The 23,883-nt window shown below is 64.0% G+C and carries 18 protein-coding genes; 15 read left to right on the plus strand and 3 right to left on the minus strand.

The window, feature by feature from the left end:
* Positions 1 to 186 precede the first annotated feature (186 nt).
* Together HWY30_RS12610 and HWY30_RS12615 are read left to right on the plus strand one after the other, a co-directional pair.
* On the plus strand, positions 187 to 1,179 hold the full coding sequence (locus tag HWY30_RS12610; protein WP_090807749.1) for an IS5 family transposase: 993 nt from the start codon (positions 187 to 189) through the stop codon (positions 1,177 to 1,179).
* A 162-nt stretch (positions 1,180 to 1,341) separates the two neighbouring features.
* On the plus strand, positions 1,342 to 2,982 hold the full coding sequence (locus HWY30_RS12615) for an MFS transporter (RefSeq protein ID WP_090807747.1): 1,641 nt from the start codon (positions 1,342 to 1,344) through the stop codon (positions 2,980 to 2,982).
* A gap of 10 nt (positions 2,983 to 2,992) precedes the next feature.
* On the opposite strand, the gene HWY30_RS12620 is transcribed toward HWY30_RS12615, so the two are convergent.
* Positions 2,993 to 3,385, minus strand: coding sequence for a hypothetical protein (locus HWY30_RS12620; protein ID WP_090810281.1), 393 nt, complete (start codon positions 3,383 to 3,385; stop codon positions 2,993 to 2,995).
* A gap of 93 nt (positions 3,386 to 3,478) precedes the next feature.
* Positions 3,479 to 4,474: an aldo/keto reductase gene (locus HWY30_RS12625; RefSeq protein ID WP_176078891.1), complete on the minus strand. Its 996-nt coding sequence runs from the start codon at positions 4,472 to 4,474 to the stop codon at positions 3,479 to 3,481.
* Between the two features lie 233 nt (positions 4,475 to 4,707).
* Between HWY30_RS12625 and HWY30_RS12630 the strand changes: the two genes are divergently transcribed.
* From HWY30_RS12630 to HWY30_RS12670, 9 genes are all read left to right on the plus strand, one after another.
* Positions 4,708 to 5,340: a cysteine hydrolase family protein gene (locus HWY30_RS12630; protein ID WP_090807743.1), complete on the plus strand. Its 633-nt coding sequence runs from the start codon at positions 4,708 to 4,710 to the stop codon at positions 5,338 to 5,340.
* A gap of 213 nt (positions 5,341 to 5,553) precedes the next feature.
* The gene (locus HWY30_RS12635; protein WP_425199374.1) at positions 5,554 to 6,066 is read left to right on the plus strand and encodes a hypothetical protein; all 513 of its coding nucleotides are present in this window, start codon (positions 5,554 to 5,556) and stop codon (positions 6,064 to 6,066) included.
* A gap of 181 nt (positions 6,067 to 6,247) precedes the next feature.
* Positions 6,248 to 7,093: an AraC family transcriptional regulator gene (locus HWY30_RS12640; protein WP_090807739.1), complete on the plus strand. Its 846-nt coding sequence runs from the start codon at positions 6,248 to 6,250 to the stop codon at positions 7,091 to 7,093.
* Positions 7,094 to 7,137: 44 nt separating this feature from the next.
* Positions 7,138 to 7,545 (plus strand): DUF2000 domain-containing protein, encoded by a 408-nt coding sequence (locus HWY30_RS12645; protein WP_090807737.1) that lies wholly within the window; start codon positions 7,138 to 7,140, stop codon positions 7,543 to 7,545.
* A gap of 203 nt (positions 7,546 to 7,748) precedes the next feature.
* Positions 7,749 to 7,991, plus strand: coding sequence for a hypothetical protein (locus HWY30_RS12650; protein ID WP_143037222.1), 243 nt, complete (start codon positions 7,749 to 7,751; stop codon positions 7,989 to 7,991).
* Between the two features lie 101 nt (positions 7,992 to 8,092).
* A complete protein-coding gene (locus tag HWY30_RS12655) occupies positions 8,093 to 9,484 on the plus strand; it encodes a class I SAM-dependent methyltransferase (RefSeq protein WP_090807735.1) in 1,392 nt (463 codons plus the stop codon).
* Between the two features lie 22 nt (positions 9,485 to 9,506).
* Positions 9,507 to 10,862 carry a sensor histidine kinase gene (locus HWY30_RS12660; protein WP_090807732.1) on the plus strand — a complete coding sequence of 452 codons (1,356 nt, stop codon included), beginning with the start codon at positions 9,507 to 9,509 and terminating at the stop codon, positions 10,860 to 10,862.
* An 8-nt stretch (positions 10,863 to 10,870) separates the two neighbouring features.
* Entirely contained in the window at positions 10,871 to 11,995 is a 1,125-nt protein-coding gene (locus HWY30_RS12665) for a hybrid sensor histidine kinase/response regulator (RefSeq protein ID WP_090807730.1), read from the plus strand.
* Positions 11,995 to 13,002: a response regulator gene (locus HWY30_RS12670; protein WP_090807728.1), complete on the plus strand. Its 1,008-nt coding sequence runs from the start codon at positions 11,995 to 11,997 to the stop codon at positions 13,000 to 13,002. Before HWY30_RS12665 ends, HWY30_RS12670 begins: the two co-directional genes overlap by 1 nt.
* Before the next feature lie 188 nt (positions 13,003 to 13,190).
* Here HWY30_RS12670 and HWY30_RS12675 read toward each other — a convergent pair whose 3' ends face one another.
* Entirely contained in the window at positions 13,191 to 14,081 is an 891-nt protein-coding gene (locus HWY30_RS12675; RefSeq protein WP_090807726.1) for a 2OG-Fe(II) oxygenase, read from the minus strand.
* A 441-nt stretch (positions 14,082 to 14,522) separates the two neighbouring features.
* Here HWY30_RS12675 and HWY30_RS12680 point away from each other — a divergent pair, with 441 nt between their 5' ends.
* The 4 genes from HWY30_RS12680 to HWY30_RS12695 are packed head-to-tail and all read left to right on the plus strand — an operon-like array spanning position 14,523 to position 23,883.
* Positions 14,523 to 15,770: an efflux RND transporter periplasmic adaptor subunit gene (locus HWY30_RS12680; protein WP_090807724.1), complete on the plus strand. Its 1,248-nt coding sequence runs from the start codon at positions 14,523 to 14,525 to the stop codon at positions 15,768 to 15,770.
* Between the two features lie 15 nt (positions 15,771 to 15,785).
* Positions 15,786 to 18,941, plus strand: coding sequence for an efflux RND transporter permease subunit (locus HWY30_RS12685; RefSeq protein ID WP_090807722.1), 3,156 nt, complete (start codon positions 15,786 to 15,788; stop codon positions 18,939 to 18,941).
* The gene (locus HWY30_RS12690) at positions 18,938 to 22,252 is read left to right on the plus strand and encodes an efflux RND transporter permease subunit (protein WP_090807720.1); all 3,315 of its coding nucleotides are present in this window, start codon (positions 18,938 to 18,940) and stop codon (positions 22,250 to 22,252) included. Before HWY30_RS12685 ends, HWY30_RS12690 begins: the two co-directional genes overlap by 4 nt.
* On the plus strand, positions 22,249 to 23,883 hold the full coding sequence (locus HWY30_RS12695; protein WP_090807718.1) for an efflux transporter outer membrane subunit: 1,635 nt from the start codon (positions 22,249 to 22,251) through the stop codon (positions 23,881 to 23,883). The genes HWY30_RS12690 and HWY30_RS12695 overlap by 4 nt, the downstream gene beginning before the upstream one ends.

Here is a 23,883-nt window from a genome sequence, read left to right on the forward strand (position 1 = left end):
CATCGTATCAATCCCTGGATCAGCCCCCTCCCTTTCTCTTCAAGCACTTACCCGCGTCTTCTCCTCCATGTAGGCTTAAGTAAGTGCCATTCGCTCTAAGGAAACACTGATTTATCAGGCTCGGCCGTCATCGCTGACGTGTTCGAGTACGTTATAGAAGGAAGCTCACGGAACGGACCAATAGTGATGAAGCGGCAGATCAGCTTTGCAGAAGCGGAGAGTGCGGGCAAGAAACGGGTGACCAGGCGCCAGCGCTTCCTGACAGAGATGGAGAGGGTCGTACCGTGGCCGCGGTTGCTGTCGGCGATCGAGCCGTATTACCCGAAGGGTGAGCGTGGCCGTCCGCCGATTGGTCTGGAGCGCATGCTTCGAATCTACTTTCTGCAGCAGTGGTACGGCCTGTCGGACGAAGGTCTGGAAGACGCGCTGTACGATAGCATTGCGATGCGCGCCTTCGCCGGCATCGATCTGGCCGTCGAGAACGCGCCGGATGCGACCACGCTGTTGAAGTTCCGCCGCCTGCTGGTCGAGCACGATCTGACGCGAAAGTTGTTCGACGAGATCGGCATCTCGCTGTGTGAGCGCGGACTGATGATGAAGGAAGGCACGTTGGTCGACGCGACGATCATCGAAGCGCCGCCGTCGACCAAGAACGCGGAGAAGAGCCGAGACCCGGAGATGCATCAGACGAAGAAGGGCAACGAGTGGCACTTCGGGATGAAAGCCCACATCGGAGTCGACGCCGATTCGGGTCTGGTGCATAGCGTGGTCGGCACGTCCGCCAACGTGTCGGATGTCTCGCAAGCCCACGCGCTGCTGCACGGGCACGAAGAGGAAGCGTTCGGCGACGCGGGCTACATCGGCGTAGACAAACGCGACGAAATGAAGGGCAAGTCGGTGAAGTGGCGCGTGGCGGCCAAGCGCGGAAAGATCAAGGCGATGCAGGATGGTCCGCTGAAGGATCTGGTGATCGCGGTCGAGCGGACCAAGGCGCAAATTCGTGCTCGGGTCGAGCATCCGTTTCATATCGTCAAGAATCTGTTCCGTCATCGCAAGGTGCGCTACAAGGGGCTGGCCAAGAACACGGCGCAACTGTTCAGCCTGTTCGCCTTGGCGAACCTGGTAATCGCCCGAAACCGGTTGCGGTCAGTTCACGGGAGTAGTCCGTCATGTGCATGAAAAATGCGAGGAGGGGGCCCCGAATCCGGGCAAACTCCGCCTCGCTTGCGACCGAATTCCTTCGACATTCTGATAATTGCAAGCTGACTCGTCGGCAACGCCGGCGACGAGCTTATTGATCAGTGTTTCCCTAAGTCTTCATCGACCAGCACGGGAGCGAACGTGGCCGACCCTGATCATCCTGGTAGCAAGCCGAGGACGGCGCACATCATCGCCGCGCAGGCGAGCCCGTGCGACGAGCTCGTCATCCGCACGCAGCCCGTCACGACCGGCCGCCCGTGCCAGCGCAAGCGCCTCGCGCTGGCCGCGACGATCGGTGGTTCGAGCATGGCGTTCATCGATGGCTCCGTCGTCAACGTCGCGCTGCCGGCCATTCAGAGCGAACTCGGCGCGAGCGTCGCGGCGATGCAGTGGGTCGTCAACGCGTATCTGCTGTTTCTCGGCTCCCTCGTGCTGGTCGGCGGATCGATGGGCGACAAGCTCGGCCGGCGCACGGTGTTCATCGCGGGCGTCGCGCTTTTCACGCTGGCGTCGGCCGCTTGCGGGTTTGCACCGAATACGTTTGCGCTGGTCGCCGCGCGCGCGGTTCAAGGCATCGGCGCGTCACTGCTGGTACCCAGCAGTCTCGCGATCATCGGCGCGGTGTTCGACGACGCAGCGCGCGGACGGGCAATCGGCACCTGGGCGGGCGTCGGCGCGATCACGTCGGCCGTGGGGCCGGTGGCGGGCGGCTGGCTCGTCGACGCGTGGTCGTGGCGCGCGATCTTCTTCCTGAACGTCCCGCTCGCGGCGCTGACGATCGCGCTCGCCATATCGGCGGTGCCCAACAGCCACGGGGCCGATGCACCTGGACAGCTCGACTGGCCCGGCGCACTGAGCGCAGCCACGGGCCTCGCCGCGCTGACGTTCGGCCTGACCGAAGCATCGGCGCGTGGCTTCGCGCATCCGCTCGTATTCTGTGCGATTGGCGCCGGCGTGCTGATGCTCGCCGCATTCGTGACCATTGAGGCGCGCAGCCCCAACCCGATGATGCCGCTCGACCTGTTTCGCTCGCGCGACTTCGCCGGCGCCAACCTCGTCACACTGCTGCTTTACTTCGGCCTTGGCGGCACGTTCTTTTTCCTGCCGTTCACGTTGATCCGCGCGCATGGCTACACCGCGACCGAAGCGGGAGCGGCGCTGTTGCCGGTGCCTTTTATCATCGGTTTGCTATCGCGCTTCACTGGCGGTCTGACTAGCCGCTTCGGGTCGCGCACGCTGCTGACCGTTGGCCCGGGCGTCGCCGGCGTCGGGTTCACGTTGCTGGGGCTGCCGTTCGTGCGCGGCAGCTATTGGGCTGAATTCTTCCCTGCGCTCGTCGTGCTCGGGCTCGGCATGACGATCACCGTCGCGCCGCTTACCACGACCGTGATGGGCGCGGTGCCGAGCGACCGCACAGGCGTGGCGTCCGGCATCAATAACGCCGTTGCGCGCGTGGCGGGCCTGCTGGCGATTGCGGTGCTCGGCATCGTATTCGTGTGGTCGCACCACGCGGTGCTATCGGCGCGCCTCGACGAACTGCATGTGCCGCAAGATACGCGCCAGATCGGGCAATTGCTGGCGCCGCTCGAGCAAGCGGGAGGGGCGGCGGGCGACTCGCATACGCCGCGCGAGACATCTGTGGCGCGCGCGCAAGCCGATGCGATGACCGACGCGCTGCGGGCCGTCGCGCTCGTCTGCGCCGCGTGTGCGTTCGCCGGAGCGGGGCTTGCGGTGGCCACCATCCAGCCGCTGAAACGGCCGGCGGTGGCGCGCCCGGAGTGAGATACGAAACTCAGTGGTGAACAGGCCGCGCCGGGGACCCCGTCGGCCGGATCACCGCGGCCGCTCGCGCCTCGATTCTTGCCGCCGACGAAGTCGGCTGATGTGGCGCGCTGTCGTACCCGTTCATTTGTTCATCGACGACGAAATCCGCGACTCTCATCGCGTCCATCGAGTTGCCGTCCACGTCGTTCCACTCGCGAATCGCGCGATTGACCTTGGTTAGTGCGGTGACAGCAAGCAGTATGGCGTCGGTCTCGGTGATCTTGCCTTCGAGATCATCTACGAGGTAGTCCGCAACACGTAGAGCCGCGCCGATCAGATTACTGTCGTCGCTCAAGTCCGTCAGTACCGCATGAACCACTGCGAGGCAAGCATCTTTGCGTGCAAGTGCGATGTCTGTCATGAGGTTCTCCATAGTCCAGGTGCAAACACAATTTATTCCGGGTGCTCCCTGCATGTCGAATGCGCCCACCGCGAAGCCGCCACCGCGTTGCCTTTACCAGCGCTGATGGACGTGCGGCGCGATATGGCGCTGATAGACATCCCGGACCCGTTGCATTACCTCGTCGGACAGCGGCGCGAGGCTCGCGGCCGAGGCGTTCGACGCCGCCTGGGCCGCGTTTTTACTGCCCGGGATGATGACGGAGACGGCATCCTCCATCAGGATCCAGCGCAGAGCGAGCTGCGCCATGGAGGCGTTCGCGGGTACCAGGCCGCGCAGTTCATCGACCGCTTGCAACGCGACGTCGTAGGGCACGCCGGAGAACGTTTCGCCGACGTCGAACGCCTCGCCATGCCGATTGAATGCACGATGGTCGTCTGATGCAAAAGTCGAATCGGCGGACATCTTGCCCGTGAGCATGCCGCTGGCCAGAGGCACTCGCGCGATGACCGCAACGTCTTTCTTTTGCGCTTGCCTGAAGAACAGATTGGATGGACGCTGACGGAACATGTTGTAGATGATCTGCACCGAAACCACGTTCGGATATTCGATCGCCTTCAGCGCTTCTTCCACCTTTTCGACCGACACGCCGTAGTAGCGGATCTTGCCGGCGACGACGAAGTCGTCCATTGCGTCGAACACCTCGGGACGGTAGTAAACCTCCGTCGGCGGGCAATGCAGCTGGACCAGGTCGAGCGTGTCGACGCCGAGATTCGAGCGACTCCGGTCGATGAAAGCTTCGAGCTCGCGCTTGTTCAGATAGCCGCCGGTCACATGCGGGTCGAGTCGGCGCCCGAGCTTGGTGGCGACAATCGGACGTTCGCCGCCTCGTTGCCGCAGCACGTCGCGGATGATCCGTTCGGAGCGACCATCGCCGTAGACATCGGCCGTATCGATGAACGTGACACCGTTGTCGAGCGCGGCATTTAGCGCGGCCTTGGCGTCATCTTCCGCAACACTGCCCCACGAGCCGCCGATCGCCCATGCCCCAAAACCGATTTCCGACACATTCCAACCGGTACGACCAAATTTTCTCGTCGAAAGCGTCATTTCGATGCTCATCCTCTGTTTTGTTGCGAAGTTGCGTCGCAGGGGGTTCATGACCCTTGCGGGAGCGCCGGCGGCCTTTGTAGATAGTGTAGCAAGCGGGCAGGGCCGTTGAAGTAGGGTATGCGTCCGGGCGGAATCGATGATCACCCGCGCGATGCGATGAAGTATGATTTCCACGGCATCGAAGCGGCCGCTCCGACAACAGGACGTGAAACCCGGATGAAGGAGGCGTAATGACAACCAACGCAGGTTCTGACGGCACCGCGAACGACGGGCTCGGCGTCACGCGCACGAGTGCACGGATTCCGGCCATCGCACCATCGCGAACCGCGCTTGTCGTCATGCACTACCAGACCGACATTCTCGGACTCTTTCCGTCGGTCGCGCCCGCCTTGCTCGCCAATACGCGCAGCTTATGCGACGCGGCCCGGGCCAAAGGCGTCAGCGTCTATTTCGCCAACCTCAGGTTCAGTCCGGGCTATCCGGAAGTCAGCCCGTTGAACAGGAACGGGCAGGGAATCAAAAGTCTTGGCCTCTTCCTCGCAGACCGGATCGCGCCAGAGTTGGGCCAGCAGGCCAACGAACCGCTCGTCATCGCGCATCGTGCGAGCGTGTTCTTCGGCACCGATCTGGAGGCGAAGCTTTCGGAGCAAGGTATCGATTCGCTGATCATGGTCGGCATCGCGTCGACCGGCGTCGTGCTCTCCTCGGTCGCGTACGCCAGCGACGCGGACTTCCGCCTATATACGGTGAAGGATTGCTGTTACGACCCGGATCAGGTGGTCCACGAGCATCTGTTTTCTACCGCGTTCGATTCACGCACAACGGTGCTGTCACTGGCGGACGCGTTACTGCTGCTCGCGTAGACCAATATCGCCAGCTCGATTACGTCTTTCCCCGGCGTTCCGTTGGTTTCGCTACGAACAAACCCCGCTATCGCACCAGCGCTTTCGGGCCGCCCGGCGTGACCGCGTAACCGTCGGTGCATGCCGTATTCGGCGATCACGATGAGTTACTCGCCACATCGGCATATGATTTGCTGGCTGATACTGGAAGAGAAACCAACCGGATGACAAAACGTGGCGTCGAAAACAACGGGCATCGCCCCGCTCCAGATGTTCGAAAGCGTCGTCATCCGGTTATACGACGGCGGCGTCCTGTCGCCGGCCGTGCTCGAACGTGTGATCGGCGCCTTCGCGCAAGCGGATGTCGACTGGCATGACACGGTGGAGGGCCGCTCCGTCGACGGTCGTTCACTGCACGAAATCGTCGCGCTGACGATGCTGCCGGGACAACCTGTCCGATCGGCATCGGCATCGTTCATGACCGTGATCGAACACATCGCGGGCGTCGCGCCGGATACGGACGAGAAAGCAGCGCAGCCAAAAACCGCGCGACGCAAAAAAACCGCGCCGCCCGTGGATGAAACGGACGCGGAGTCGGAGTCCGAATCGCAAGAACTGCTTGCGCAATTGTCGGGCGACGGACGATCCAGCAAGCGCCGCCGCGCGACCGAACAGGATCGGCCGGCGGGTTCGCGCGGCTATAACCCGTTCGTCAACGCACGGCCTCCGCGTTCGAAGAAGCCGTGACGCTGGTTGCCTTCGTCGACAGGAACGGTCGTTGGCATCGTCGTTCTGGTCGGCGACGAGCGGGGTGAGTTGCGCTGACATCGTGAGGACGTTTCGCCGACGGGGGCGTTGGCGCAACCCGATTCCCCCTGCCGTACACTATCCGCTGGCCGCATCGCCCGCTGCCCGCCAGCTCCAACCCATGCCCACTCCACTCAGTCCCGCCAACTGGCTAATCGCCCGCCGCGATGCCGAAACCGGCATCGAGAGCCTGCGCGCGCATTTCGGCGGCCACGCCTACGATCCGCACGATCACGACGACATGTTGATCGGCTATACCGAGCAGGGCGTGCAACGCTTCCAGTGTCATCGGTCGTTGCACACGAGCGTGCCGGGCCGCGCGATCCTGATCGAGCCCGGCGCGCTGCACGACGGTCACGCGCCAGAGGCGGCCGGCTTCACCTACGCGATGCTGTATCTGCCGCAAGCCTGGGTCGAGCGCGCGGCGCGGCGGCTCGATCTGCCGGGACTGGCCGGCGTCGAGGCGGCGTTCGGCCATACGCTGGTCGACGACCGTGCGCTCATCGATGCGATCGGTCAGGCCTTCGCCGCGATCTACGGCAACGAGGGCCGGCTCGCGCGCGACCAGACGCTCGATCGTCTGCTGCTGCAACTCGGCGCCCAGCTGCGCGATGCGCCGCTGACCGGCGACCCCGCCGCGTCACCTGCGATCACGCGGGTGCGCGATCTGTTGCACGAACACATGGACGGAAATCTCGGGCTCGACGAACTCGCCGAAGTTGCCGGCATCGACCGGTTCAGGTTGACACGTCTGTTTCAGCGCGCGTTCGGCACCTCGCCGCACGCGTATCTGGTGCGCTTGCGCCTGCGCGCCGCGCGGCGCCTGCTCGCGACCGGCCGCGCGCCCGCGCAGGTCGCCGCCGAAGTCGGCTTCGCGGATCAGAGCCATCTCGGCCGCTGGTTTCGTCGGGCGTACCGCATGACGCCGGCGGCGTACCGGCAGATGTGCACAAACGTTCCAGACTGATCGCGCGGCATCGTCGATCATGAGCGGCTCAACGAGGAGTCGTCATGTTCGATACCAAAGTGGCGCTGATCGTGCGCAGCGATCTCGCGGTCTGGCAGAAGCTCAATGTGGTCGCGTTTCTCGCGACCGGTGTCGCGGCCGCGGCGCCCGATGCGCTGGGCGAACCCTACGAGGATGCCGCCGGGCACCGCTACGGCCGCATGCTCGGCCAGCCGATGATGGTGTTCGCCGCCGACCGGTTCGGTCTGCAGGGCGCGCATCGGCAGGCGCTGTCGCGCGAGCTCGGAATCGTGCCGTATGTGCACGCGATGTTTTCGACGGGGCATGACGCGGCGAATCGCGCAGTCTTTCGCGCCGAGGACGCGGCGAATCTCGATCTCGTCGGTCTCGCACTGCACGGACCGAAGAAAGCCGTCGATAAGGCCGTGAAAGGTTTGGCCTTGCACGAATGAGTCAACGAGTGCGCGAGCCGCTCGATTGTCGACGGTACTCGCGCCGAACTCTAAAAGAAAAACGTTTGCCGCGCCGGACGCGAATTGCGTTAAAAAAGGCTTATTCGGAGAATGCACGGGGCATATCCAAAGGGCATGGATCAGAAAGGTACAAGTAACGCACCCGCTCAATAGCGGATCGTGCCGCCATCGTGGCAATGCGATTGCAAGTCATTGTCGAGAAACGAATTGTCGGCGATTGCACCCGCGCGCTCGCCAACTCGTTTCAAATGGTTCTTTGCAAAAACGGCTTTCTACAGCACGGACATGCTCGCAAGAAATCCTTGCATATACGTTTCATCCTGAATTTGACTTCAGTCAGAATTGAACGTGTTGATGTTACACTGCAACCCGCTGGAGCCATTCTGGCAAAGGGCTTTGGTGTTTCCAGCTCAACTGTGGTTTGAAACGCGTCCACGACTTGTCGCCGGTGTCGTGCGTGCGGCAGCCATTCACTGGACTTCTCCAACACCCTGCTGCGTTCCCGGATTCCTCAGGTACTAATACCGTGTACTCTCAAACGCAAATCGACCCGGTGATCAGCTTCCGCAACTCGCAGCGCGAGCACGTGCGTGGGACGATCATTAACCTCCAGAGAAAGTCTTTGGTCATGGAGGTCTATAACCCCTATTCCATCGTGCAGGTCAGCGAGGTGTTAAGCGAGCTGAGCGTGCGCATGGGCACCAAGAATGCCTATCTCGGCAAGGCGGTGGTGGTGAGTCTGGTGAACACCGGTCTGACCGCGGTGGTTTCGCTGGCACTCATCGACGAATGGCGCGAGCTTAGCGTTCTGCCCAATGAAGCGAAATCGGTCGGCCGGGAAGCAGAACTCTTTATTAGCGACTGGGACGCGCGCTTCAATATCCGGCGCGACTATCAGATCGTCGTGAACGAGATGCGCGCATTCCTGTCGGAAGTGTCGCGCTGGGTCGAGCAGGTCGACCTGACCGAGAGCTTGCCGAAGACCGAAGAAGGCAGGCTGCGCGAGGACCTGTTCTACGAGCTCGCCACGCCGATCATGCTCAAGATCAAGTTCTTCCTCGACCGCCTGGAGGAAGAGGCCGAGCGCGTCGACGCCGAGACCGCACCCGTGCATCGCACGTATGCGCAAGCGGCACTGCATCCGTTGCTGCTGCGCGCGCCATTCGTCTACCGCACGTTCACCAAGCCGCTCGGCTATGCCGGCGACTACGAGATGGTCAACCAGATCCTCAGCGATCCGCAGCAGGGACCGACCACATACTTCCAGATCGTCAATACCGCGTTCCTGCACGCGGCGGTCGCGACTGCGCACCGCAACCGCATCACGCTGCTGATCGACTTTCTGACGCGTCAGGCCGAAGCGGCGCGCGCTGCCGGCAGGCCGTTGCGCATCCTCAACGTCGGTTGCGGGCCCGCTTTCGAGATCCAGCGCTTCGTGCGCGAATATCCGCATCCGGAGCTGCTGTCGTTCGAGCTGGTCGACTTCAGCGAGGAAACGCTGGCGTTTACGAAGGACGCGATCGAAAGCTCGGCGAATGCCGCGGGCCATAAAGCCTCGGTGCAAATGGTGCATCAGTCGGTGCACGATCTGCTCAAGCGTAAAATTTCAACGGACCCCTCCGCGCGCGAATTCGACGCGGTGTACTGCGCGGGTCTGTTCGACTATCTGTCGGACAAGGTCTGCGCGCGTCTCCTGAGTTACTTCGCCGCTCGCACGCGAGCTGGCGGCCAGTTGCTGGTCACCAACGTCCATTCGGCGAATCCGGAGAAGTACGGGATGGAGCATCTGCTCGAGTGGTATCTGATTTATCGGAACGAAAGCGGCATGAGCTCGCTGCTTCCCGCCAACTCCACTGACCAGAAGCTCTACGTCGACGAGACCGGGGTGAATGTGTTCGCGGAAGCCACGATCCTCTGAAACCGTGTCGACATCCCTTTTCATGACTACCAGTCCCCTGCAGAGCGGCTATCAAACCGAGCTGGCCGACTTTCGCGTCACGTTCAGCCGGGGCGGCGCGTGCACAGCGATTGCGCTCGTGCTGCTCGGCGTGGGGCTGGATTACGCGCAGTATCCGCAGTATCAGACGTCGTTCGCGCTCGCGCGCCTGCTCGTGTCGTTGATGATCGGCGGTATCATCGCCTTGCTCGACACCAGCATGGGGCGGCGGCTTACTCCATGGCTGACGCTGTCCTGGCTGCTGCTGCCGCAGGCGATGATTTCATGGATGATCTGGCGCACCGATGGTGTTCTGTCGCCCTATTACATGGGCCTGAATCTGGCCATCTTCGCGTCCGGCATTGCGTTGCCATTCGGTCTGTGGCAAAACCTCGTGTTCGGCGTGCTGTCCTGCTTTCTGTATCTGCTGGCCTGCCTGTTGCCTCCGCATGACGGCGTGCCGCTCGGCACGATGACCGTCAATGTTCTGCTCCTTCTGTTCGCCGCTGCCGCAAGTGCGGTCTACACGTTTTTCAACGAACGTGTGCGCTTCATGCTGTTTCGCCTGAAGGCCGAGGTGTCCGAGAAAAACGCGGAGGTCTCCGCGAAGAACGCCGAACTCGAAGTGATCAATCGGCAGTTGCTCGACATCAAGGGCCAACTGCTGCAGCAGGAAAAAATGGCGGCGATCGGTACGCTCGCGGCCGGCCTGCTGCATGAAGTGAACAACCCGGTGAACTTCTGTCTGATGGCGATCGAGGTTGCGCTGGAAGAGCCGATCTCGAAGAAGGAGCCGACGCTGCAGGAATGTCTGGTCGATGCGCGGCAGGGCATGCAGCGGATCCAGCACATCGTGTCGGACCTGAAGACGTTCGCGTATCGCAAGCCCGGCGCCGAGGCGGAGCTGGGCACGCCGTTCCTGTTCGAAAAGGCGCTCGATTCGGCGATCCGGCTCGTCGGGCATGAATTGCGCGGCGTCACCGTCACGCGCGAGCTGCCCGCGGATACGCTGGTGCAGGGCGACGAGGCGGCCATCATCGGCGTGCTGATCAACCTGCTGTCGAATGCGGTGCTGGCGATGCGCAAGGCGGGCACGCCCGCGCCGGCGATTCACGTCAACGTCAGATGGACCGAAGACCGCCTGCATGTGACGGTAAAAGACAACGGGCCGGGCATCGCGCCGGAGCATCTCGCGCGCGTGTTCGAGCCATTTTTTACCACCCGCGAAGTGGGACAAGGCCTGGGCCTTGGGCTGTCGATCAGCTATGCGGTGATCGAGCGTCATGGCGGCCTGCTGTTTGCTGAGAGCGAGCAGGGAAGTTGGGCTTCATTCAGTTTCGATCTGTCGCCCGCACCCTGAGAAATACCATGAATGACATCCGACAGACACAGCCCACTCTTCTCTACGTCGATGACGAAGAGTTGGCCTGCAAATATTTCGCGCGCACCGTAGGTGCCGATTACGAGGTCCTGCTCGCGACGAGCAGCGACGAGGCGATCGCTATCCTCGAGCAGGACAACGCCCGCATCGCGGTGCTGGTCACGGACTTCCGCATGCCGGGGCGTGACGGTGGCGACCTGCTGCGCCAGGTGGCGCTGGAATATCCGCACATCGTGCGGATTCTGGTCACTGCTTATGCAGACGTCGAGATGTTATTGCAGACGGTCAACACCGGCGAGGTGTTCCGCATCCTCGAAAAGCCGCTGAAGCCGGCGGCAGTGCGCGATACGCTGCAACTGGCGTTTGATCGTTACCACGAACGCACGATGCAGAATCAGCGCCTGATCGCCATCGACGAAACCCTGGCGTTCATCGCGCACGAACTGAACACGCCGCTCGCGGCGATCGCGCTGAACGCGCACAGCATCGAAGATCGCATCGACGCGGAGCGCGATGCGGAAGGCGAAATTCTCGGCGCCGCGAAATCGATGCGCGAGAGCGCGCAGTACTGCATGGCGGTGGTGTCGTCCTTCTGGCGCTCGGTGCACAATGGGCGGCGCCGGCAACTGGAGGGCGACGAGGCGCGCATCGAGAGTACCGCGCATGGGCTGATCTCGGCGTTGCTCGATACGTATCCGTTTACGACCGCGCAGCGCTCGTGGGTGCAGGTCGACGTCGACAGCGACTTTGCCGTGCTCACGCAACCGAATTGCGTGGCGCTCGTGCTGTCGTCGCTGTTGTCCAACGCGTTGCGCGCGCTCGCGGATGTGCCGTCGCCGTCGGTGCGCTTTACCGTGACAACGGAACCCCACCCGAGCATCGGCATCTGCGACAACGGGCCGGGAATTCCGCCCGAGATCAAAGACCGCCTGTTGACGGACCCAATTACAACGCACGCGAAATCCGGGGGGAACGGCTTGGGCCTGATTCTATGCAACCGTGTCATGCAGTCCTGTGGCGGCGGACTCAGGATCGAGTCCACGTCGTGGGGAGGCACCACCGTAGTGCTGGATTTCCCCCATATCAAAGGTCAAACGCACAGGAGTTGTTGATGAACGAAGCAAAAGCCACAGAGGAGTTGGCGCCGGCGATCATCTTCGTCGATGACGAAGCTACTGCCGTAAAGTACTTCCAGCGTGCCATCGGAAGCCTGGCGCCGGTCCTGACTGGCGGCTCGGTGGAAGAGGGCAAGGCGCTGCTCGACGAGCACGGCGACAGGGTGGGGGTGCTGGTCTCCGACCAGCGTATGCCGGGCGAGTTCGGCAACGAGCTGCTGCGCTATGCGAGCGAGCGCTTTCCGCATGTCGTGCGGATTCTGACCACCGCGTATTCGGAAATCGATCAGACCGTCGCGGCCGTCAACCTCGGTCATATCCATCGCTACATCAAGAAGCCTTGGGACATCACGGCGCTGCGCATGGAGCTGAAGCAGGCGCTCGAGCTGGCCGAGCTGCGCAAGGAGCGCGATACGCTGGTGCGCGAGAAGCTGGGCGTGCTCCAAAAGCAGGTGGTCGCCACTCGCATCGGTCTGGTGCGTTCGCTGTCGGCCACGCTGATCGGGCCCGAGCGCTTTCAGCCGGTCGAGACGTATCTCGCCGCAGCGGTACTCGCCGACGTGCCGAACTCCGAGCCGGACTGGCTGCTGCAGGACTACTCCGATCTGATCGCGGCCGAGAGTGCCCGCAGCGGCGCGTTCGGTCATACGGTGGCCGCGCACCTCGCCACGCTGCGTAGCCGTCACGGCAGCGCGAGCGTGACTGCGAGCGACGCACTGACGGCGCTGGCCGGGGCATTTTTCGAGGCAGGCATCAATGTGCGCCGCGAAGGCGATGGTCTCGTGTGCGACCAGCCGGCCACACTCGCGGAGTTTCTCGCGGAGCCGGGCAACAACGCGGTGTCGAGCGGGCACGCGGTATGGCTGGCGAGCCTTCTGTGGCTCGACGGCAATGACGTTGCACTGCAGCCGGCCAGTGAAGGCGATGCGATCGCGTTCCGGCCGGCGCAGCGCGGTAGCGAGTTCGCCGCCGATCGCCTTGCCACGTGGATCGAGCAGTTCTGATTACCATGCTTCGAGGGCGCGGCGTCTGACGCGCCACTACTCGCACTGGCTTCGCGCTGCAACCCGCCTCGGCTAGCAGCGCGAAGTTGACAACGGCTCGCGCGAGTCGTTCGAATGTTTTTCCACGCGCGCGGACAGACAGCACGCTCTTTTTATCTCGACAAGCGTTGCCTGTCAGGCCTGACTTCTCAAGCCTGAACGCGCGGCGCGAAGCGCCGCGTCCGAATCCACTTGGTCGCCACCCACTTGTCGCCCGTGCGCAGCGGCGTGCTCGCGTGCAGCGAGCTCGGATCGCACAGCCCGTAGCGGTTGCCGTATTCGAAGTAGAGCGCGTGCCCGCGCTGCGGTGCGACCGACCAGCCAAGCTGCGGAAACACCGTCTCACCGCCGCCTTCGACATCTTTCAGATACATCAGCAGCGTGCCCATGCGCTGGCCGCTGCGCGCGATCGACTCACGATTCGCTTCGTTGCTCGTCATCAGATAGTCGACGTGCGGCGTCGACTCCGCGCCTTCCTCATAGTGCAGCATTTGCAGGCCTTCGCCGTTCTCGACCGGGGTTGCCGTGAGTTCCGCGATGCGCGCCTCGATGCGCGCGATCAACGGCGTCTCGCCCAAACGGAAAAACATCCCGTGACTGTTGCGATGACCGGCGATCACATCGCGGCCGGTCACTGGATCGACGACGGCCGACCGGTCGAGCCGCGGCTGTGCGAGCGCGATCAACTGCTCGCATTCATCGGCACTCAGGAAATTGGCGATGTGCACGGCGGCCGGTCGTTGCAGCCGCGACAGCACGCGCACCTTGCGCTCGCCGAGTTGGATCAGCGGAGCGTCGGGCACGCGCAGCGGCTCGGGCTGGTAGCTGAGCGGCGCGCTGCCGACTTCGAGCTTGTCGCCGGGCAGCGCCATACCGTACAGGAACGCCGATGCGACCGCATCGACCATCGCCGACGCGAGCTCGGCCGCGTTGTCGCGGCTCACCAGTTCGTTGACGATCGCTTGGGGCGCGACGCCGCGCGAAAGGTTGGCGGCGATCCAGTCGCGGACTTCGGCTGGGAAATTGACGGTGATGGACATCGGGGCGAGGTTGTGGGGTGTCGTGACAGTCGCGGCGCGCGCGACGCTGGCTCGCGATGATAGCGGACGATCGTGACGATTCTGGACGCACGGCCCGGTTGTCAGTTGGCTGTCGTCTGTTACCGCATATTGCGATGTCCCGCCGCTCCCATAACTCTGCCCATGCGGGTATCCGCCCCCACGTGCCGCCCGATCGATGCCCCGGACTCTTCCAGCGGCCAACATGTTGCGCCCCTGTAACTCAAGGCCGGCGCAAGCCGGTTACATTCACGCATGCCCGTATTCAAGCCCTCGCCCCATTTCCTTACGTCTTCATAACAAGACGTCCGGAGGCGTTCGACTGATGACAACGCGCGTGAACCATGGCACTTTTGCGCAGTCCCGTCAGCGGACGAGCTTCCAACCGAGTATCGACACCAATATCCGTTCCCGGAGATCAACATGAGCGAAACCGTGTCCCCGCCGCCAAAGCGCTCCCGACGCGGGCTCATCATCTTCGCGGTTGTCGTGCTCATGCTGGTCGCGCTCGTCGTGGTTCATCTGATGACTCGCAAGAAGCCGGTGCGCGAGAACGCGGCGATCGTCGTCACCGTCGCGCAGGCGACGCTCGGTTCGATGCCGGTCACGCTGAGCGAGCTCGGCACCGTCACGCCGATCGCAACCGTGACCGTGCTGCCGCAGCTGAGCGGCTATCTGACCGAAGTCGGCTATCACGAAGGCCAGGAGGTGCAAAAAGGCCAGTTCCTCGCGCAGATCGATCCGCGCCAGTATCAGATCAGCAAGCAGCAGGCGGAAGCGACGCTCGCGAAAGACCGCGCGTCGCTCGCGCAGGCGCGCGCCGATCTCGAGCGCTATACGCAGTTGAACGAACGCAAGTCGATCGCGCAGCAAACCTTCGCGGATCAGCAATTCCTCGTGCAGCAGGACGAAGCGGCGGTGAAGGTCGACCTCGCCAACATCGCCCAATTCGATCTCGACCTCGCCTATTGCCGCATCACCGCGCCGATCGCGGGCAAGGTCGGCTTGCGGCTCGTCGATCCGGGCAACTATGTGACCGCGTCGTCGTCGACCGGCATCGTCGTCATCACGACCGTGAAGCCGACCACGGTGCAGTTCACGGTGCCGCAGGATTCGCTCGCGTCGATCGTGCAGCGTCTCGCCACCGGCGCGAAGCTGCCGGTCAGCGCGTATTCGAGCGATAACTCGCGCGAGATTGCGACCGGCACGCTGTACGCGGTCAGCAACCAGATGGCGACCGCGACCGGCACCGTCACCTTGCGCGCGACCTTCGCGAACGACGACGAAACGCTGTTCCCGAACGAGTTCGTCAACGTGAAGCTGCTCGTCGACACGATGCAGAACGCGGTGCTCGTGCCGACCGCCGCGGTACAGTCCGGCGCGCCGGGCGATTTCGTCTATCTGGTCAATCCGGACAGCACGGTGTCCGTGCACAAGGTCAAGCTCGGACCGAGCGACGGCAAGAACACGGTGATCGTGTCGGGACTCGCGGCCGGCAACCCGGTCGTGACGGACGGCATGGATCGTCTGAACGACGGCGCGAAGATCCAGCCGGCGCATCCGAAGTCCGCCGCCGGCCCGAAAGCGCCCGCCGCCGCGTCCGAAGCCGCGCCGGCGTCGAGCGCGTCGGCATCGCCTGCGCCGGCCGCGTCCGAAGCCGCCTCGTCGTAACGGACCCCCGCACCGATGAACATTTCCCGCCTGTTCATTCTTCGCCCGGTCGCGACGCTGCTGCTGATGATCGCGCTCGTGCTCGTCGGTCTGATCGCGATGCGCGTGCTGCCGGTGTCGTCGCTGCCGAACGTCGACTATCCGACGATTCAGGTGCAGACCTTTTATCCGGGCGCGAGCCCGACTGTGATGGCGACCACCGTGACCGCGCCGCTCGAGGTGCAGCTCGGCGAGATTCCGGGCCTGCAGCAGATGACCTCGTACAGTTCGGACGGGGCGTCGGTGATCACGCTGCAGTTCGATCTGTCGCTGAACCTCGACATCGCCGAGCAGAACGTGCAGCAGGCGATCAACGCGGCGAACAGCTATCTGCCGTCTGGCTTGCCGGCGCCGCCGACCTACGCAAAGGTCAATCCCGCCGACCAGCCCATTCTGACGCTCGCGGTCACCTCGAAGTCGATGTCGCTGACGCAACTGGAGGACGTCGCGAACAACCGCCTCGGCACGAAGATCTCGGAAGTGGCGGGCGTCGGCGTCGTGACGACGAGCGGCGGCAACGTGCCCGCGATCCGCGTCGAAGCCGACCCGCACAAGCTCGCCGCCTACGGTCTGAACATCGACGATCTGCGCACGCTGCTGAGCTATGTGAACGTGAGCCAGCCGAAGGGCAATTTCGACGGCCCCGATCTCGACTACACGATCAACGGCAATGATCAGATCACCGATCCGAAGGACTACCTCGACACCGTAATCGCCTACCAGAACGGCTCGCCCGTATTCATGCGCGACGTCGCGCGCGTAAGCCAGGCCGCCCAGGACGTCGAGCGCGGCGCCTGGTACAACGGCTCGCCCGCGATCGTGCTGAACGTGCAGCGCCAGCCGGGCGCGAACGTGATCCAGACGGTCAACCAGATCATGAAGGAGCTGCCGCAGCTCGAATCGACGCTGCCGGCCGGCATGAAAGTGACCGTGGTGTCGGACAGCACCGGCGTGATCCGCGCGTCGGTCGCGGACGCCGCGTTCGAACTGATTCTCGCGATCGTGCTGGTCGTCGCGGTGATCTTCGTGTTCCTGCGCAACGTGCCCGCCACGCTGATTCCGAGCATCTCGGTGCCGGTCTCGCTGATCGGCACGCTCGCGGTGATGTACCAGCTCAACTACTCGATCGACAACCTGTCGCTGATGGCGTTGATCATCGCGACCGGCTTCGTGGTCGACGACTCGATCGTGATGATCGAGAACATCGTGCGCTATCTGGAAGAGGGCATGTCGCCGCTCGAAGCCGCCCTCGAAGGCGCGGGGCAGATCGGCTTCACGATTCTGTCGCTGACTATTTCGCTGATCGCGGTGCTGATTCCGCTGTTGTTCATGGGCGGCGTGATCGGGCGGCTGTTCAGCGAGTTCGCGGTGACGCTCGCGGTCACGATCGTGATTTCGGCGGTCGTGTCGCTGACGGTGGTGCCGATGCTGTGCGCGCGGATGCTGCGCGCGCAGGCCGAGCGCCATCCGAGCCGCTTCGAGCGCATCAGCGAGGGCCTGTTCGACAAGACGCTCGCCGCCTACGAGCGCGGCCTGCGCTGGGTGCTCGATCATCAGACGCTGACGCTGATGGTCGCGATCGCCACCGTGGTGCTGACCGGCATCCTGTATGTGGTGATTCCGAAGGGACTGTTTCCGGTGCAGGACGTCGGCGTGATCCAGGGCATCAGCGTAGCCGACAACTCGGTGTCGTACGCGGCGATGGTGCAGCGCCAGAGCGCGCTCGCCGAGGCGGTCCTGAAAGACCCGGACGTGGTCTCGCTGACGTCGTACGTGGGCATCGACGGCACCAATGCGACGCTGAACAACGGTCGCTTCCTGATCAATCTGCGCGAGCGCGACCAGCGCTCGGACACCGCCCAGGAAATCGCGCGCCGGCTCGCGCAGGAAGTCGCGCACGTGCCCGGCGTGAAGCTGTTCATGCAGCCCGCGCAGGACCTGACGCTCGACACGACCGTGTCGCCGAACCAGTACAGCTTCGTGTTGCGCGGACCGAGCCAGCAGGCGTTCCAGAAGTACGTGCCGGAACTCGTCGCGCGCCTGAAGCAGATTCCGTCGCTGTCGGACGTGCAGAGCGATCTCAATAGCGACGGCCTCAGCGTGAACGTCGAAGTGAACCGGCAACTGGCCGCGCGCTTCGGCATCACGCCCGCGACGATCGACAACGCGTTGTACGACGCGCTCGGCCAGCGCATCGTGTCGACGATCTTCGAGCAGTCGGCCCAGTACCGCGTGATTCTGGTCGCGAAGCCGGAAACGATGCCGACCGTGCAGTCGATCGGCAATCTGTATCTGCCGAGCCAGACCAGCAGCACGGGTCAGGTGCCGCTTTCCGGCATCGCGAAGATCCAGATCGCGAAGGCGCCGCTCGTGATCAGCCATCTCGCGCAGTTTCCGTCGGTGACGGTGTCGTTCAATCTCGCGAAGGGCGCATCGTTGAGCACCGCGGTCAAGGAGATTCACCAGGCCGAGCAGTCGATCGACCTGCCGCCGTCGATCACCTCGTCGCTGCAAGGCGCGACCGCGGCGTTCGAGGATTCGCTCTCCAGCGAGGTCTATCTGCTGATCGCGGCGCTCGTTGCCGTGTATATCGTGCTCGGCGTGCTGTACGAGAGCTTCATCCATCCGGTCACGATCCTGTCGACGCTGCCGTCGGCCGGTATCGGCGCGCTGCTCTCGCTGATGCTCGCGGGTATGGATCTCGACGTGATCGGCATCATCGGCATCGTGCTCTTGATCGGCATCGTCAAGAAGAACGCGATCATGATGGTCGACTTCGCGCTCGATGCCGAACGCAATCATGGCAAGGCGCCGCGCGATGCGATCTTCGAGGCGTCGCTGCTGCGTTTCCGGCCGATCCTGATGACGACGTTCGCCGCGATGCTCGGCGCACTGCCGATGCTGCTCGGCACCGGCACCGGTTCGGAACTGCGCCGGCCGCTCGGTCTCGCGATCATCGGCGGCCTGACGCTGAGCCAGGTGCTGACGCTGTTCACGACGCCGGTGATCTATCTGTTCTTCGACCGTATGGCGACGCGCGTGAACCGCTGGCGCGCCGAGCGCGCTAAGCGCAACGGCGGCGACGAGCCGGGCGGGCGTCCGCCGGAAGGCGGCGCGGAGGGCACGCGGTGAACATCCCGGCGATCTTCATCCGGCGGCCGGTCGCGACGACGCTGCTTGCGATCGCGATCCTGATCTCCGGCACGCTCGCGTATTTCCGCATGCCGGTCGCGCCGCTGCCGAACATCGCGTTTCCGGTGATCGTCGTGCAGGCCAACATGGCCGGCGCGAGCCCGAATATCATGGCGTCGACGGTGGCCGAGCCGCTCGAGCGGCGGCTCGCAACCATCGCCGACGTCGCGGAGCTGACCTCGATCAGCTATGTCGGCTCGTCGTTGATCATCGTCGAGTTCGGCCTGAAGCGCGACATCAACGGCGCCGCGCGCGACGTCGAGGCGGCGATCCAGGCCGCGCGCGCCGATCTGCCCACCACGCTGCGCAGCAATCCGAGCTACCGCCAGTACAACCCGGCCGAGGCGCCGATCATGGTGCTGTCGCTGACCTCGGACACGCTGACCAAAGCGCAGCTCTACGACTCCGCCGATTCGGTGATCCAGCAGCAGCTGTCGCAGGTGCAGGGCGTCGGCCAGATCACGCTCGGCGGCGGCGCGTTGCCGAGCGTGCGCGTCGAGTTGCAGCCGGGCAAGCTCAATAGCTACGGGATCGGCATGGAAGACGTGCGCGCGGCGATCAGTGCGGCCAATGCCGACAGCGCGAAGGGGCATATCGACGTCGGCGATCAGCGCTACGTGGTCACCTCGAACGATCAGATCACGCACGCGGCGCCGTATCGCGATCTGGTGGTCGCGTATCGCGACGGCGCGCCGGTGCAGTTGCGCGACGTCGCCCAGGTGCGCGACTCGAACGAAAACATCCGCAACGCGGGGCTCTTCAACGGCAAGTCGGCGATTCTCGTGATCGTCTATCCGATGCCGGGCAGCAACGTGGTCAGCACCGTGCAGCAGATACGCAACGTGCTGCCCGCGATCGAAGCGACGTTGCCGAGCAACGTGCACGTCGATGTCGCGATCGATCGTTCGCAGTCGGTCACCTCGTCGGTCAGCGATACCGAGCGCACGCTGTTCATCGCGGTGCTGCTGGTGGTCGGCGTCGTGTTCATCTTCCTGCAGTCGCCGCGCGCGACGCTGGTGCCGGCGGTCGCGTTGCCGCTGTCGATCGTCGGTACCTTCGGGCCGATGTATCTGCTCGGCTATAGCATCGACAATCTGTCGCTGATGGCGCTGACCATCGGCACCGGCTTCGTCGTCGACGACGCGGTCGTCGTGCTCGAAAACGTCGTGCGATACATCGAGCAGGGGTTGAGTCCGAAAGAGGCCGCGCTGAAGGGTGCGGGCGAAGTCGGCTTCACGGTGATCTCGATGAGCCTGTCGCTGATCGCGGTGTTTCTGCCGATCATCCTGTTTCCGGGCATCGTCGGACTGATGTTCCATGAGTTCGCGATCACGCTGTCGATCGCGATCCTGATTTCGCTGGTGATCTCGTTGACGGTCACGCCCGCGATGTGCGCGTACGTGCTGAGCCGCGACAACGCCGGTCATTCGAAAGCGCGTTGGGCGCGGTGGATCGAGCGGCAGTTCGATCGCTTCAAGCACGTCTACGCACGCACGCTGATGGCCGTGCTCGATCATTCGCTGCTGGTGATCCTGCTGCTGTTCGCGCTGCTGGTCGGCAACGTGTTCATGCTGAAGCTGGTGCCGGCCACCTTCTTCCCCGAGCAGGACACCGGCATCGTGATCGGGCAGATCATCGCCGACCAGAGCATTTCGTTCACGGCGATGCAGAAGAAGCTCGCGCAGTTGCAGTCGATCGTGCAAAGGGATCCGGCGGTGCAGTCCGTCGCGGGCTTTACCGGCGGGCGCGCGCTCAATACCGCCAATGTGTTCATCGAGCTGAAGCCGCTGTCGCAGCGGCACGCAACGGCCACCCAGGTCGTCAACCGGCTGCGGCCGAAGCTCGACGAAGTGTCGGGCGCGCGGCTCTTTCTGCAGGCGCAGCAGGATTTGCGCATCGGCGGGCGGCAATCGGCGGCCGAGTACCAGTACACGCTGACGAGCGACGATTCCGCCGCGCTGTTTGCGTGGACGCCGAAGCTCGTCGCCGCGTTGTCGAAGCAGCGCGGGCGGCTGCTCGACGTGAACTCCGACTTGCAGCAGAACGGCCTGCAGAGCTACCTGACGATCAATCGCGCGACCGCCGCGCGCTACGGCTTTGCGGCGAATCAGATCGACAACGTGCTGTACGACGCGTTCGGCCAGCGCACCGTGTCGACGATCTACAACCCGCTGAACCAGTACTTCGTCGTGATGGAGGTCGCGCCTGAGTACTGGCAGTATCCAGAGACGCTGAACCGGATCTATCTGAGCACGTCCGCCGGCAATCCGACCGGCACGGCCGCGACACAGATGCCGCACGGCACGGTATCGGCAACGACTACCGCGACCACGACCGGCACGTCGTCGAACACGAACTCGCGCAACTCGGACGCGCAGTCGAACGCGACCAACAACAGCATCGCCAACAGCAAGGGCGGCAGTTCGACCGGTAGCGCGGACAGCACGGCTGCCGAAACGATGGTGCCGCTGTCGGTGCTGACCTCGTATAGGAACAGCCATACGTCGACGCAGGTGAACCACCAGAGCGGGCTCGTCGCCGCGACGATCTCGTTCAACCTGCCGGCCGGCGGGTCGCTGAGCCAGGCGGGCGCGGCGATCAACGAAACGATCCGCGAGATCGGCATGCCCGCGAGCATCCACGGCTCGTTCGCGGGCGCGGCGGCGGCCTATTCGCAGTCGATGGGCGTGGTGCCGCTGCTGATTCTCGCGGCGCTCGGCGTCGTCTACATCGTGCTCGGCGTGCTGTACGAGAGCTCGATCCACCCGCTGACGATTCTGTCGACGCTGCCATCCGCGGGCATCGGCGCGACGCTCGCGCTGCTGATCTTCGGCACGCCGTTTTCGGTGATCGCGATGATCGGCATCATCCTGCTGATCGGTATCGTCAAGAAGAACGGCATCATGATGGTCGACGTCGCGATCCAGTTGCAGCGCCAGCAACAGATGCCCGCGCGCGACGCAATCCACGCGGCCGCGCTGATCCGGCTGCGGCCGATCATGATGACGACATTCGCGGCCGTGCTCGGCGCGGTGCCGCTCGCGGTCGGCATGGGCCAGGGCGGCTCGCTGCGCCAGCCGCTCGGTATCACGGTGATGGGCGGGCTGATCCTGAGCCAGATGTTTACGCTCTATACGACGCCGGTGATTTATCTGTATCTCGACCGTCTGCGTGCACGGCTGGTCAGATGGTCCGCGGGGCTGCGCTGGAACCGCGACGCGAAGCCGGGACAAGCAGATACGAAGGCATGACGATGAAGATTTCGACTGAACGAATGACAGGATCTCGCGCCGGGTTGCCGAGCATCGCGACGCTCGCCGTCGCGATGCTGGCGCTGTTCAACGCCGGCTGCATGGTCGGCCCGGACTATCACCGGCCGCAGGTCAGCGTGCCCGCCACGTACTCGGAACTGCCGGGCTGGACCCAGGCCGAGCCGAACGCGACCGGCCCGAAGGGCACATGGTGGAGCGCGTTCAACGATCCGTTGATCGACGAACTCGAACCGCTCGTCGCGGTGTCGAACCAGACCGTGCGCGTGGACTACGCGAACTACCAGCAAGCGCTTGCCGAAGTGCGCGCCGCGCACGCGGCCCTGTTTCCGACCATCGGCGCTACCGGTTCGGCGACGCGCGAACGCGCGAGCAGCGGTTCGGTCAGTGCATCGGGAAGCTTCGTCAACGGTACGGCGACGCGCATCGTCAATTCGGGCTCGCTGGAAGGCAACGTGAGCTGGGCGCCGGATCTGTGGGGCCAGGTGCGCCGCACCGTCGAGGAAAACGCCGCGAGCGCGCAGTCGAGCGAAGCGACGCTCGCGAATGCGACGCTCTCCGAGCAGGTCGCGCTCGCGACCGCGATCATCGAGCTGCGCACCAGCGACGCGAACATCGACCTGCTGCAGCAAACGGTCGTCGCGTATCAGCACTATCTCGACGTCGTCACCGAGCAGGATCGCGCGGGCACGATTGCGCCGAGCGACGTGATCACCGCGCGCAGCCAGTTGAATACCGCGAAGTCCGATCTGATCGCGCTCGGCGTCGCGCGCGCGCAGAACGCGCATGCGATCGCGGTGCTGATCGGCAAGAACCCGGAAGAACTGTCGATCACGCATAGCACCGCGATGCCGGCGCTGCCGTCGGCGCCGGTCGGCCTGCCGTCGACGCTGCTCGAACGCCGCCCCGACATCGCCGCCGCCGAGCGCAAGATGGCCGCGCAGAATGCGGCGATCGGCGTCGAGGTGGCCGCGTATTACCCGGACATCTCGCTGTCGGCCGTGGCCGGATTCACACAGTCGCCGCTGTCCGGTCTGCTGAAGGCCGCGAACTACGTGTGGTCGCTCGGCGGCAGCGCGACCGAGACGCTGTTCGACGGCGGCCTGCGCAGCGCGGATGTCGACGCGGCGAAGGCGGCCTACGACGCGGCCGTTGCCAACTATCGCGGCACGGTGCTGGGCGCGTTCCAGAACGTCGAGGACGATCTGTCCGGCCTGCGCATTCTCGCCGAGCAGGCGCTCGTGCTCGAAACGGCGGTGCGCGACGCGGACCGTGGCGCGGAGATCGCGTTCAACGAATACCAGGCGGGCACCGTCGATTACACGACGGTCGCGATTGCGCAAGCGACGCAATTGACGACGCGGCAGACCGCGCTGAACGTGCAGGAATCGCGCTTGCTGCACGCGGCGTCGTTGTTTGGCGATCTGGGCGGCGGGTGGTCGACCGATGAGCTGCATGATCCGCGGCATCCGGCGGAGGCTTCTTCGGCTGCCACGGCACCTTCTTCGGCTTCCTCGCCTTCGGCTGCGTCTGCTTCATCGGCGACGTCATCGGCGACGTCTGCGGCTATCGTGCCGGGCGCGCGGCAAGTGCGGCACGATCAAAACGACTAA

It is taken from the genome of Paraburkholderia tuberum STM678 (assembly GCF_902833905.1).
GTDB classification, from domain to species: Bacteria; Pseudomonadota; Gammaproteobacteria; order Burkholderiales; family Burkholderiaceae; genus Paraburkholderia; species Paraburkholderia tuberum.